At 70.1% G+C, this 12,162-nt stretch carries 10 protein-coding genes; 3 read left to right on the top strand and 7 right to left on the bottom strand.

Going from position 1 to position 12,162, the window contains the following annotated elements:
• Nucleotides 1-2 precede the first annotated feature (2 nt).
• Nucleotides 3-1,490 (bottom strand): efflux transporter outer membrane subunit, encoded by a 1,488-nt coding sequence (locus SLW55_RS17880; protein ID WP_152245916.1) that lies wholly within the window; start codon nucleotides 1,488-1,490, stop codon nucleotides 3-5.
• A 10-nt stretch (nucleotides 1,491-1,500) separates the two neighbouring features.
• Nucleotides 1,501-1,950 carry a MarR family transcriptional regulator gene (locus SLW55_RS17875; RefSeq protein ID WP_026144760.1) on the bottom strand — a complete coding sequence of 150 codons (450 nt, stop codon included), beginning with the start codon at nucleotides 1,948-1,950 and terminating at the stop codon, nucleotides 1,501-1,503.
• A gap of 222 nt (nucleotides 1,951-2,172) precedes the next feature.
• On the opposite strand from SLW55_RS17875, the gene SLW55_RS17870 reads away from it, so the two are divergent.
• From SLW55_RS17870 to SLW55_RS17860, 3 genes are all read left to right on the top strand, one after another.
• Nucleotides 2,173-2,976 carry a helix-turn-helix transcriptional regulator gene (locus SLW55_RS17870; protein ID WP_295963672.1) on the top strand — a complete coding sequence of 268 codons (804 nt, stop codon included), beginning with the start codon at nucleotides 2,173-2,175 and terminating at the stop codon, nucleotides 2,974-2,976.
• 57 nt (nucleotides 2,977-3,033) lie between these two features.
• Nucleotides 3,034-5,277 (top strand): DNA topoisomerase IV subunit A, encoded by a 2,244-nt coding sequence (gene parC, locus SLW55_RS17865; RefSeq protein ID WP_043092448.1) that lies wholly within the window; start codon nucleotides 3,034-3,036, stop codon nucleotides 5,275-5,277.
• A 64-nt stretch (nucleotides 5,278-5,341) separates the two neighbouring features.
• A complete protein-coding gene (locus SLW55_RS17860; RefSeq protein WP_017914916.1) occupies nucleotides 5,342-6,235 on the top strand; it encodes a hypothetical protein in 894 nt (297 codons plus the stop codon).
• A 166-nt stretch (nucleotides 6,236-6,401) separates the two neighbouring features.
• On the opposite strand, the gene SLW55_RS17855 is transcribed toward SLW55_RS17860, so the two are convergent.
• The 5 genes from SLW55_RS17855 to SLW55_RS17835 form a co-directional block, all read right to left on the bottom strand.
• Nucleotides 6,402-7,064, bottom strand: coding sequence for a TetR/AcrR family transcriptional regulator (locus tag SLW55_RS17855; RefSeq protein ID WP_153752875.1), 663 nt, complete (start codon nucleotides 7,062-7,064; stop codon nucleotides 6,402-6,404).
• A gap of 165 nt (nucleotides 7,065-7,229) precedes the next feature.
• A complete protein-coding gene (locus SLW55_RS17850) occupies nucleotides 7,230-8,672 on the bottom strand; it encodes an aldehyde dehydrogenase family protein (RefSeq protein WP_267099313.1) in 1,443 nt (480 codons plus the stop codon).
• Nucleotides 8,673-8,797: 125 nt separating this feature from the next.
• Entirely contained in the window at nucleotides 8,798-9,949 is a 1,152-nt protein-coding gene (locus SLW55_RS17845) for an MFS transporter (RefSeq protein ID WP_320745502.1), read from the bottom strand.
• Nucleotides 9,950-10,033: 84 nt separating this feature from the next.
• Nucleotides 10,034-10,672, bottom strand: a complete 639-nt coding sequence (locus tag SLW55_RS17840; protein ID WP_320745501.1) for a hypothetical protein — start codon at nucleotides 10,670-10,672, stop codon at nucleotides 10,034-10,036.
• A 3-nt stretch (nucleotides 10,673-10,675) separates the two neighbouring features.
• Entirely contained in the window at nucleotides 10,676-12,124 is a 1,449-nt protein-coding gene (locus SLW55_RS17835) for an aminotransferase class III-fold pyridoxal phosphate-dependent enzyme (RefSeq protein WP_320745500.1), read from the bottom strand.
• Nucleotides 12,125-12,162 lie beyond the last annotated feature (38 nt).

Below are 12,162 nucleotides of genomic sequence, written 5' to 3'. Positions count from 1 at the left end.
TCTCAGGAATGCGAAGGTGCGGAAGAAGAAGAGCTCGGCGCATCGGCGGCGGAGGTGGCGTCGTAGCCGCCGCCCAGCGCCTGATTCAGGCGCACCGAGACCAGGATCTGATTGGATTGCAGCGACGCCAGGCGCTGCTGCGCGTCCAGCAACTGCTGTTGCGCGCTGAGCACGTCCAGGTAGTTGCCGATGCCGGCGCGGTAGCGCTGCTGCGACAGGTCGAAGGCGGCCTGTGCCGTCTGCAGCGCCTGCGCCTGCTGCTGCGCCTGCTCGGCCAGCGAACGCGCGGCGTTGACCTGATCGGCCACCTCGCGCAACGCCGCCACCAGGGTCTGGTTGTAGTTGGCCACCGCCAGGTCGTACTGCGCATCGCGCTCGGCCAGCTGACTGCGCAGCCGCCCGCTGTCGAACAGCGGCAGGCTCACGCCCGGGCTGAGCAGACCCAGCACCGACGAACTCTTGAACAGGTCGCCCGGATTGGTGGCGGCGACGCCACCCAGCAGGGTCAGATTGATGCTGGGATAGAACTGCGCCTTGGCCGCATGGATGCCCTGCGAGGCGGCTTCCACGCGCCAGCGTGCGGCGACCACGTCGGGCCGGCGGCCGAGCAGGTCGCTGGGCAGCACCGACGGCACCCGCGCGGCCTGCGGGTCGAGCAGGCGCGGGCGCTCGATCTGCAGCCCGCGGTCCGGGCCGCGGCCGAGCAAGGCCGCCAGGGCGGTGCGCGCTTCGTCGATCTGCTGCTGCGCCGCCGCCTGCTGCTGGCGCGCCGCCGGCACCCGCGCCTCGGCCTGGCGCAATTGCAGGTTGTTGTCGATGCCGGCATCGCGGCGCTGCCGCACCAGCTTCAGGCTGTTCTCCGAGCGGGCCAGTTCGGCGCCGGCCAGGTCGTACAGATGCCAGGCGTAGCCCAGTTGCGCGTAGGCGCGGGCGACGCCGGCCGACAGGTCCAGGCGCGCGGCCTGCGCGTCGACCTCGGCCGCATGCGCCTGGTCCACTGCCGCCTCCCACGAGGCGCGCTTGCCGCCCCACAGGTCGAAGCCGTAGCTGAAGTTCAGCAGCGCCTGCTCGTTGTGGATGTACTTGCCGCCGATCTCGTCGCCGGCCAGGCCCTTGGGCAGTTGCAGGCCGGTGTAGCCGGCCGACAGCGACAGCTTGGCGCCGCGGTCGGCATCGGCCGCGCCGGCCTGCGCCTGCGCCAGGCGCAGTCGCGCATCGGCGGCGTCCAGACTGGGCGTGCCCTGCAGGGCCTCGGCGATCAGCGCGTCGAGCTGCGGATCGCCCAGCGCCTTCCACCAGTCCTGCTGCGGCCACGGCGCCGGCGCCAGCGCGTCGGCGGCCAGGGTCTTGCCGATGTGCAGTTGGCGGTCGGCATCGAGCCGGCGCCCCTGCGGTTCCAGGCCACGGCTGCTGGCGCAGGCCGCCAGTGCCAGGGTGAGGGCCGCGACCGCGAACGGGCGCAGGCGGGAGGGAGAAGAAGACAGAGTCATGTGGGCGGGTTCAGGGCGAATTGAGGGAATCGCGGACGCGGACCAACAGCGAAAACAAATGCTCGCGCTCGTCGGCGGACAGATCGCGCAAGGCATCGGCGATGACGTCGTCGCCGCGCTGCTTGAGCTGCTGCCACAGCGCCTGGCCTTCGTCGGTCAGCACCAGGCGCAACGCGCGGCGGTCCTGCGCGTGCGCCTCGCGGCGCACCCAGCCCAGGTCTTCCAGCTTGTCCAGCAGGCGCGTCACCGCGCTGGGGTTCTGGTCGATGGCCTGGGCCAGTTCGTTGGCGGTGCACGGCGCCATGTGGGCCAGGGCCTTCATGCCGATGTAGTGGCTGAAGCCCAGGTCCGGCTCCAGCCCGGCCATGGCGCGGTCGAGGCGGCGCATCAGGCCGTCACGCACCTGGCGCAGCAACAGGCCGAACGAGGGCTGGCCAGGAAAGGAGGGAGCGCAGTTCATGGGCGCCTATTATTTTCATTTAGAAATATATGTCAAGAAAATATCCCCAAGGAAACTAGATGCTGCGTTGCAGCGGAGGAACACTGACGGCGAGCGCACTGTAGCGGCGCGCGGCCATGGCTCGGTATTACAATCTGGACAATGGATATCGAAATCGCGCCAACCCAGCCGGCCGACGCTCCGGCCACCGTCGGCTCCGACAGCGCGCTGGACCCGCGCGCCATGGAGTGGTTCGAGCGCGCCGATGGCCCGCCCGCGCTGGCCTTCATCGCGCATTCGCCGGTGTCGCTGCGGCGCGAGGTGGACTGGCACCGCCACGTGCGCGGGCAATTGATCTATGTGGAGGACGGCGTGCTGAGCACCCGCACCGCGCACGGCCAGTGGTCGCTACCGCCGGGCTGTGCCGGCTGGATGCCGCCGCAGGAGCTGCACACGGTGCAGGTGTCCGGGCGGGTGCGCAGCTACCTGGTGCTGATCCGCCCCGACGTCTGCGCCGACCTGCCGCCGCGGACCTGCGTGATCGGCATGAACGGCCTGTTCCGGGAGGTGCTGCGGCGGATGAGCCAGTGGGGGGTGCCACCGGTGCTGGCGGCCGAGCAGCAGCGCCTGTGCGCGGTGCTGCTGGACGAGGTGCGCAACGCCCCGGTCGAGCATCTGCACCTGCCGATGCCGCGCGATCGCCGGCTGCTGCGCATCGCCACCCAGTTGCTGGAAACCCCCGCCGACGACCGCTCGCTGGCGCAATGGGCGCACTGGGCCGGGCTGTCGGCGCGCAGCCTGAGCCGCCACTTCCGCGACGAGACCGGCTTCGGCTTTGCCGGCTGGCGCCAGCAGGCGCGGCTGGCCGAGGCGCTGCGCCGGCTCAGCGACGGCGCCAGCGTCGCCGACACCGCCTTCCGGCTGGGCTACAGCAGCCCCAGCGCCTTCGTCACCGCCTTTCGCGGCCGCTTCGGCCATCCTCCGGCCCGTTACCTGGCCAGCGCCGGCGGCACGCGCAGCTTGGCATCGCCGGCCGCATCCGGATAATCGACCGGCTGACCTGCGGCGCCTGGCGCCGCGTTCCCCTATAGGTATTTCCTGCGCATGACCGATCTCGCCCGCCCCGCCTTCCATGGCTTCGAACAGCTGCCGCTGCGCGAATACGCCGAACGCGCCTACCTCGACTACTCCATGTACGTGGTGCTGGACCGCGCCCTGCCCTTCCTCGGCGACGGGCTCAAGCCGGTGCAGCGGCGCATCATCTATGCGATGAGCGAGCTGGGCCTGAACGCGACGGCCAAGCCGAAGAAGTCCGCGCGCACCGTCGGCGACGTGATCGGCAAATACCACCCGCACGGCGACAGCGCCTGCTACGAAGCGCTGGTGCTGATGGCGCAGCCGTTCTCCTACCGCTACCCGCTGATCGAAGGCCAGGGCAACTTCGGCTCCACCGACGACCCGAAGTCGTTCGCGGCGATGCGCTACACCGAGTCCAAGCTGACCCCGATCGCCGAAGTGCTGCTGGGCGAACTGGGCCAGGGCACGGTGGACTGGTCGCCGAACTTCGACGGCACCCTGGACGAGCCGACCTGGATGCCGGCGCGGCTGCCGCACCTGCTGCTCAACGGCACCACCGGCATCGCCGTGGGCATGGCCACCGACGTGCCGCCGCACAACCTCAACGAGATCGTCAGCGCGCTGATCCGCCTGCTCGACGACCCCGACGCGAGCGTCGCCGACCTGTGCGAGCACGTGCGCGGCCCGGACTACCCGACCACCGCCGAGATCATCACCCCGGCCGCCGACCTGCGCGCGATCTACGAGACCGGCCATGGCAGCGTGCGCGCCCGCGCCACCTACCAGAAGGAAAACGCCAACATCGTGGTCACGGCGCTGCCGTACCAGGTGTCGCCGTCCAAGGTGATCGAGCAGATCGCGCAGCAGATGCGCGCCAAGAAGCTGCCCTGGCTGGAAGACATCCGCGACGAGTCCGACCACGCCAACCCGGTGCGGGTGGTGCTGGTGCCGCGTTCCAACCGGGTCGACGCCGAGCAGTTGATGGGCCACCTGTTCGCCACCACCGACCTGGAGCGCAGCTACCGGGTCAACCTCAACGTGATCGGCCTGGACGGCCGCCCGCAGGTCAAGAACCTCAAGACCCTGCTGGAGGAGTGGCTGCGCTTCCGCAGCGACACCGTGGTGCGCCGCCTCAACCATCGGTTGGAGAAGGTCGAGCGCCGTCTGCACCTGTTGGAAGGCCTGCTGACCGCGTTCCTCAACCTGGATGAGGTGATCCGCATCATCCGCACCGAGGACGAGCCGAAGCCGGCGCTGATCGCGCGCTTCGGACTCAGCGAGGAACAGGCCGACTACATCCTGGAGACGCGCCTGCGCCAGCTCGCGCGGCTGGAAGAGATGAAGATCCGCGGCGAGCAGGACGCGCTGGCCAAGGAACGCGAGCAGCTGCAGGCGCTGCTGGCCAGCAAGACCAAGCTGAAGAAGCTGATCAAGGACGAGCTGACGGCCGACGCCAAGAAGTTCGGCGATGCGCGGCGTTCGCCGCTGGTGCAGCGCGGCGCGGCCCAGGCCATCGACGAGACCGAGCTGGTGCCGAGCGAGCCGATGACCGTGGTGATGTCGGAGAAGGGCTGGATCCGTGCGGCCAAGGGCCACGACGTGGACCCGGCGGCGCTGTCCTACCGCGACGGCGACGGCCTGCTGGCGGCGGTGCGCGGGCGCAGCACGCAGCAGGTGGCGTTCCTGGATTCGGAAGGCCGTGCCTATTCGACCCTGGTGCATACCCTACCCTCGGCGCGCGGCAACGGCGAGCCGCTGACCGGACGCTTCTCGCCCGCGGCCGGTGCGTCGTTCCAGGCCATCGCCAGCGGCGAGAACGACAGCCGCCTGGTGTTGGCGTCCTCGCACGGCTACGGCTTCGTCACCCGCTTCGAGAACCTGACCAGCCGCAACAAGGCCGGCAAGGCCATGCTCAACCTGACCCCGAACGCCAAGGTGCTGCCGCCCGCGCCGGTGAGCGGCGCCGGCAGCGACCGCATCGTCGCGGTCACCAGCGCCGGCCACCTGCTGGCGTTCCCGGTCGCCGACCTGCCCGAGCTGGACAAGGGCAAGGGCAACAAGATCATCGACATCCCCAAGGCCAAGCTCAGCACCGAGCGGGTGGTGGCGATCGCCGCGGTGGCGCCGGGCAACACGCTGCTGGTGAAGAGCGGCCAACGCACCATGTCGCTGTCGTTCAAGGACCTGGACGCCTACCTCGGCGCCCGCGCCAGCCGCGGCGGGCTGCTGCCGCGCGGGTGGCAGAAGGTCGACGATCTGGCGGTGGAGTAAGCGCGCCTCACTGGACATCCGTCCAGCCCCGGCTTGTCAGTCCTCTCAACGAAGGAACGCAACGATGAACGAGAACGTGAGCAATGCCGGCAATGACGCTTCCTTGATTGCCAGGGTGGAGCGGCTGGAGCAACAACTCCAGGCCAAGGACCAACGCCTGCGCCGTGCCGTGACGGTCAACCGGGTGCTGCTGTTCGGCGTCGCCGCCCTGGTGGTCGCCAGCGCCGGCGCCATCACCAGCGTCGGGGAACAACTGAGCCAGTTCATGGAGTTCTCCAGCACGCCGGTGTCCGCGCCGGCGCTGGACACCTCCGTGCGCTGGGGCCGGCGCGATGCGTCCAATGTCGGCCCCGGCTACACCAACGAGATCCTGTCGCTGATCTCCGAGTCCGACCAGCAGAACTCCTTCAGTTGGCCGCTGTACATCCAGCTCAATGCGACCAAACATCCCAACGCGACCCAGGACAGTTCGCAGAGCGTGGGCGCCACCGTCCGCGCGTTCCAGCGCAGCACCGGGTCGCCGTGGCTGGCGGGTTTCCACAGCGAACTGTTCCACGGCTACGACGGTATCGCGGGGCAAAACGTCGCAACGCACGGCACCAGCATCCTGTTCAACGGCGAATTGACCTCCTACACCAACGGCGGGTCGACGATCGGCCTCAATCTGCTCAACACCCCGGGTTCCAGCACCGCCGGCACGCATGCCATCCAGATCCAGCCGGGCACGCGTGGCTGGCAGAACGGCATCCATTTCGACAGCGGCGCGCTCGGCAACATCGGCATCAACTTCGACCAGTCCAACTACAACATGGGCATCGACCTTGGCGACAACAGCCTGAGAATGAATGCCAATCAGCGCATCATCCTCGAGAAGTACGGCAGCGTGTATCTGCGCTACAACAGTACGAGCGACAAGGTGGAAGTGGTCAAGAAGGGCAGCGTCGTCGCTTCCTGGTGAGACATCCGCGGGATCGGAACTTACGGGGATACCGAAGTGGATCCACTCCTATCGTAGGAGCGCCTTCAGCCGCGACACCTCAGCGTGTCGCGGCTAGCGCCGGCCGCTCCGGCGATAAGAAGCACAATGGTCTGCGCGCCCGTTCTCGAGTGCGGGGATATTCTCGCTAGGCCGCATCGCGCAACTGCTCGATATGGCTGGCGATCATCGCCGCCACCGTATCGGCCACCGCGCGCGCGCTCAGACGGGTGTCGAACAACAGTTCCACCGTGGCATAGATCAGGTCGACCACGATGCGGCTGACCAGGCGCAACTGGCGCGGGTCGGCGTCGGGGAAGGCCTCGCTGAGGAAGCGCACCTGGCCCTTGGTCACCTGCGCATGCGACTCCAGGCGCACCTGCTGCAGCGCCGGCACCGCGCGCAATGCGCGCAGCACCCAGACACCGCCCTCGGTCGCCTTGGTGACGCGGTAGGTATCCAGCACCAGTCCGGCCAGCGCACGCTGCAACTCCTCGCGCGTGCCGCTCATCGCCTGCAGGGTGATCCACTTGGGGATGAGCTGGTTCTGCCGCTCCATCAGCCGCCGGCCCAGTTCCGACAGCAGCGCGTACTTGTTGGGGAAATAGCGGTACAGCGCCGGCGGCGTCAGCCCGGCACGCGCGCACACCAGGTTGGTGGACAGCCGCTCCACGCCGACGTCGCCGAGCAGTTGCGCGGTGACCGAGAGGATCTGTTCGTAGGTCTCGGTGGCGCGATGCTGGGCCGGCACCTTGTTCCCGGTCAGGCGCGGGCGGTGCGGTGCGGAGGGACGCGGCGTGTCGGCGGGCATGGGATCTCGATGGTGGTAAAGCAGCAGGCGCCGCGGTGGCGGCACGTCGCCAGCCTGACGGCACGCATCGCCGCGGCAATGGGTGCGCGGGCTGCGCCGCGACGTCGCGGCACGCGCCGACATCGCATCTTACCGCGCCCGCCGCTGGCACACCGGCAACGTCGCTCAGCGCCGTGCCAGCCAACCGCTGAGGCCGGCCGCCAAGCGCCGCTGCAACGTGGTGTACGGAGGAAAGAACGCCTTGACGATCGGCAGTCGGCCGCCGCGCAGCAGCGCGCGTTCGTGCGAGAAGGTGCGGAAGCCGTGCACGCCGTGCGCGCTGCCGAATCCCGAGGCGCCCACCCCGCCGAACGGCAAACCGCTGTGCACGAACTGCTGCAGGCAGTGGTTGACCACCGCGCTGCCGGAACTGGTGCGCGCCAGCACCTGGGCGACGCCGGCACGGTCTTGGCTCCACAGGTACAGCGCCAGCGGCTTGGGCGCGGCGTCGAGCCGGTCGAGCACCTCGTCGAGGCGCGCGAACTCGACCACCGGCAGTACCGGACCGAAGATCTCTTCCTGCGCGATCCGCGCCTGCGCCGGCACCTGCGCCAGCAGCGTCGGCGCCACGTAGCAGCTCTCCGCGTCGTGCTCGCCACCGGCCAGCAACTGCGCGCCGCCGGCGCGTGCTTCGTCGATCAGCGCGGCCACCCGCGCGGCATGCGCCGGGTGGATCATGCGCGCTAGGTGCGGGCTGGCGGCGACCGCCTGCGCGTCGGCACCGTAGCGCTGCGCCAGCAGGGCGCGGCAGTGCGCGAGCAGGCGCGCGCTGACGTCACGATGCACGAACAAGGTATCCGGCGCGATGCAGGTCTGTCCGGCATTGACCAGCTTGGCCCAGACGATCACCTCGGCGGCAAGACGCAGGTCGGCGCTGCGGTCGACGATCACCGGCGACTTGCCCCCCAGTTCCAGCGTCACCGGCGTCAGCTGCCGCGCCGCCGCGGCCATCACCTGTCGGCCCACCGCCGCCGAGCCGGTGAAGAACACATGGTCGAACGGACAGGCCAGCAAGGCCTGCGCGGTCGCCGCACCGCCCTGCACCAGGGCCACCTCTTCCGGCGCGAATGCCTCCTCCAGCACCGCCTGCAGCACCGCGTTGACCTGCGGGGTGAATTCGGAGGGCTTGATCAGCGCCGTGTTGCCGGCGGCCAGTGCCGACACCAACGGCCCCAGCACGGTGGCCACCGGGTAGTTCCAGGGCCCGATGATCAGGCAGCGGCCCTTGGGCTGGAACGCGATGCGCGCGCGCGTACCCAGGGCAAGCAAGGTGGGCGAGACCTTGCGCGGACGCATCCAGCGCGGCAGCTGCGCGATGGCGGTGGCGATCTCGTCGACCACCGGCAGCAGCTCGGTCAATTCCACTTCCAGTGCGGGCTTGGCGAAATCGGCGGCGAAGGCGGCGATCAGCTTCTTCCGTCGCGCCAGCAAGGCATCGCGCAGCGCACGCAGATGCGCGCGCCGCGTGTTCGCCGAGGAGCCGCGCCAGGCCAGCGCGGTGGCCTGCTGCGCGGCGAACAGCGCCGCGACCGTCTCCGATGGGGTGTCCAGCACGGGCTCAGGCGCCATCGCCGCGCTCCTGCTTGGCGGACATCGGCCGATGCCCGGTGCCTGGCAGTCCCCTGCCCTGCGCCATGCGCGGCCGACGGAAGCGCGTCATCGCAGCGGCCAGCACGCTCGCACGGCCACCACCATCAGCCCGCATGCGAGCCCGCCTCCACGACGGCCGGACGGCGCTGCCGCCGGCCGATCCACAGCGCCAGCAGCGCCGCGGTCAGCGCAAAGCCCAGACCGACCAGCGGCACCGGCGCCGGATCGTCGGCATGCAGCAGCAGCGACGCCAGCAACGGCCCGCAGGCCGACCCGATCAACTGCGCGGCCGGCACCAGCACCGCCACCCGCCCCTGCGCATCGGCGCGCAGCGCCAGGCCGACATGGAACGGCATCAGGAACATCCAGGCGAAGCCGAACGCCACGCACACCGCGGCGAAGCCCAGCGCCGCATTGCCCGGAACCCGATACATCGCCGCGGCCACCAGGCACAGCGCCACGCTGCCCAGGGTCAGGGTCGCCGTCACCGAGAGCCGGCGCACCCAGTAGATCGCCGCCAGGCCACCCACGATCTGCATGCCCAGCACCCACGAGGTCTGCAGTTGCGCCGCATGCGCGTCCAGCCCCGCGCGCAACGCCAGCGGCTCCAGGTAGGCCCACAGCGCGCCGATCGCCGACATCTGCAGGAACGCCACCAGCAATGGCGCCAACGTCGCCGGCGACCAGCGCAGCCTGGCGGTGGCGGTCGCCGCGCACTGCGCATCGGCGGCGGGAGCCAGGCTTGCCGGCACCGGCAGTGCCGCCGCCAGCGGCAGCACCAGCAGGCAGATCGTGGCCATGGCGACGAAACCGCCCTTCCAGCCGGCCGCCGGCAACACCCACAGCGCCAGCGCCGCCGCCAGCGCGATCTGCGCCAGCGCCTGCAGCACCATGAACACCGCGGTGACCCGGTCCGGGGTGGCCGCGCGCACGATGCTGACCGTGGCCACCCAGACCAATAGACCCTCGGCCAGGCCGGCGACGGCACGCAGCGCGACGAACGCCGCATCGCCCTGCGCCTGCACCGTGGCCAGGTTCAGCGCCGCGGCCAGCAACGCCGCCACGACCGCCGTGGCACGCTGCCAGGACACCGGCAGCAGCGCATCGCCCAGCGCCACGCCGATCCCCAACGCGATGATCTCGCCCATCGCCACCACGCCGACACCCGGCAGCGTGATCAGGTGCTGCTCGACCAGTGCGCCGAGCACGATCGGCTGCACGCCGAGGATCAGCAGCGCGATGGCGCCGATCGACAAGGCCGCGGCGAGCGGACGTGTCGCGTGGACGGCGGTTGATGCGACGGAAGACGGGGACGGCGTGGCGGTCATCGCGATGGACCCTCAGTAGCCTTTGCTTTCGGCCGGCAATTCGCCCGCGGCGAAGGCCGCGGCGGCACGCATCTGGTCCTTGCGCAGGCGTCCATTGGCGATGCGCCGGACCCACCAGGGCAGCTCCCGCACCCGGCCGCCGGTGGCCGCGGCGAGGATGTAGGCCTTGGCGCATTTTTCGAACAATTCCACGTTCAGCGCCAGCCGCTGCGCGGTGATGCCGAGGCACAGCGGGCGTCCGCCAAACAACAAGACGCTGCCGCTGCCCGGCGCGGCCGTCGCCAACGCGTCGAGCGCAGGAAATGGCGCTGGCATCGGCCCGATGTGCCGGGCCTGTTCGTCGAACACCTGCGGCAGCACGCCGCCGACATTGGCCAGAAGGTGGCCGAACGCGCCGGCCGACCAGGCGCTGGCACCGACATCCGGACGCCGCGCGTACACCTGCGCGTGCACCTGCGCCCATGCCGGCAGCGCCGGGTCGCGCCAGTCCAGCCACTGCGGCCGCTCCGCCTCGAGCGCGCCACAGCACATCGCCGTGCTGCCCGGACAGCGCAGCGCCAGCGCTGCCGCGTCGTCGCCGAGCAGGCGCTTGGCCACGAGCCGCTCGCGGGTGTGCAGCCAGAGCGCTTCGATCTGCGGGACGGTGGGCATGCGCTACACCAGCTTGAACACGTCGTCGAAGCGGTTCAGCGCCTCGTCGACCACCGCATCGGTATCGGCGCGGCTGGTGTAGATGCGGCTGCCGGCCAGGGTGATCAGCCCGTGCGCCGAATACGCCGCGCCCATCTCTTCCATCATGTGCTTGCGCTCCTTGGCTTCGTTGCGCACGCGCCACAGCTTGTACAGGTTGCCGGTGTCCAGCAGCAGCACGCCGGAGGTCTGCAGGTGCACGATCGAGCCCATGTTGTAGACCACGTAGGGCAGGCCGAGACGGCGGATGATCGCCTCCAGGCCCTGCCGCAGGCGATCGCCGGCGCGGCCGGCCTGGCCGGCGGCGTCGCTGCGCTGCGCTTCCAGCAAGGCGTGGTAACCGGCCACGCAGGACAGCGGATTGGCCGACAGCGTGCCGCCGACGAAGGCGCGCCGCGCGGTGGTGCCGATGCCGCCGACCAGGCTCATCATCACCTCGCGGCGACCGCCGATCGCGCCGGCCATCGGATAGCCGCCGGCCAGGCACTTGCCGAGCACGGTGATGTCCGGCAGGACCCCGAAGTAGCCTTGCGCACCGCCCGGCCCGAGCCGGAAGCCGGTGACCACTTCGTCGAAGATCAGCAGCGCGCCGAACTCGTCGCACAACTTGCGCACCTGCCGGTTGTAGTCGTGATGCACCGGCCGCGTGCCGCTCTCCGGCCCCAGCGGTTCCAGCAGCACCGCCGCGGTGCCGCCGCGCAGGCGATTGAACTGCAGCTTGCGCCGCAATGCCTCCAGATCGTTGGGATGGCATTCCTGGGTATGGGCGGTGGCGCCGCGCGGGATGCCGATCGCCTCCATGCGCCCGGTGCCCGGCAGGCGCATGCCGTACACCAGCTGGTCGCTCCAGCCGTGATAGGCGCCGCCGATCTTGATGATCCATTTCTTGCGCGTGTGGGTGCGGGCCAGGCGCACCGCGCCCATCACCGCCTCGGTGCCGGAGCCGAGCAGGCGCAACATCTCCACCGCCGGCATGCTGGCGCAGACCAGTTCGGCCAGCTTGACCTCGTACTCGTGCAGCAGGCCGGTCACCGGGCCGCACTGGTCCAGTACCGCCTGCACGTGCTCGCGCAGTTCCGGCGGATTGGATCCGAGCAGGGTCGGGCCACCGGCCTGCAGGAAGTCGATGTAGCGGTTGCCGTCCACGTCGGTCAGGTACGCGCCCTCGGCGCTGTGCATGGCCAGCGGGAACGGATGGTTGAACGCCAGGTTGTGCTGCACGCCGCCTGGGATCACCTGCTTGGCCGCCTCGCCCAGGCGCTTGGAACCCTGGCAACGCGCGTCGAAATAGCGCATCACCTTGGCCATGCCGGCGGCGCCGATCGGCCGCATCGGCTGGTTCACCAGTGCATGGAAGCGTGCGTACAACTGGTCCACATCGGGCCATTGCGAAATGGCGGGGGTCTGGCTCATGGTCGGTGCCGGGTTCGGGGGAGCGGAAACGGAAAGGG

The organism is Xanthomonas sp. LF06-19 (genome assembly GCF_034105425.1).
Classification (GTDB): Bacteria; Pseudomonadota; Gammaproteobacteria; order Xanthomonadales; family Xanthomonadaceae; genus Xanthomonas_A; species Xanthomonas_A sontii.
The sequence above is the reverse complement of the archived record's forward strand: the minus strand, read 5'-3'. Positions and strand labels throughout refer to the sequence as shown.

Coding starts and splice junctions, on each gene's coding strand:
- SLW55_RS17880 (WP_152245916.1), bottom strand. CDS start 1,490: ATGACTCTGTCTTCTTCTCCCTCCCGCCTGCGCCCGTTCGCGGTCGCG.
- SLW55_RS17875 (WP_026144760.1), bottom strand. CDS start 1,950: ATGAACTGCGCTCCCTCCTTTCCTGGCCAGCCCTCGTTCGGCCTGTTG.
- SLW55_RS17870 (WP_295963672.1), top strand. CDS start 2,173: ATGGAGTGGTTCGAGCGCGCCGATGGCCCGCCCGCGCTGGCCTTCATC.
- parC (WP_043092448.1), top strand. CDS start 3,034: ATGACCGATCTCGCCCGCCCCGCCTTCCATGGCTTCGAACAGCTGCCG.
- SLW55_RS17860 (WP_017914916.1), top strand. CDS start 5,342: ATGAACGAGAACGTGAGCAATGCCGGCAATGACGCTTCCTTGATTGCC.
- SLW55_RS17855 (WP_153752875.1), bottom strand. CDS start 7,064: ATGCCCGCCGACACGCCGCGTCCCTCCGCACCGCACCGCCCGCGCCTG.
- SLW55_RS17850 (WP_267099313.1), bottom strand. CDS start 8,672: ATGGCGCCTGAGCCCGTGCTGGACACCCCATCGGAGACGGTCGCGGCG.
- SLW55_RS17840 (WP_320745501.1), bottom strand. CDS start 10,672: ATGCCCACCGTCCCGCAGATCGAAGCGCTCTGGCTGCACACCCGCGAG.
- SLW55_RS17835 (WP_320745500.1), bottom strand. CDS start 12,124: ATGAGCCAGACCCCCGCCATTTCGCAATGGCCCGATGTGGACCAGTTG.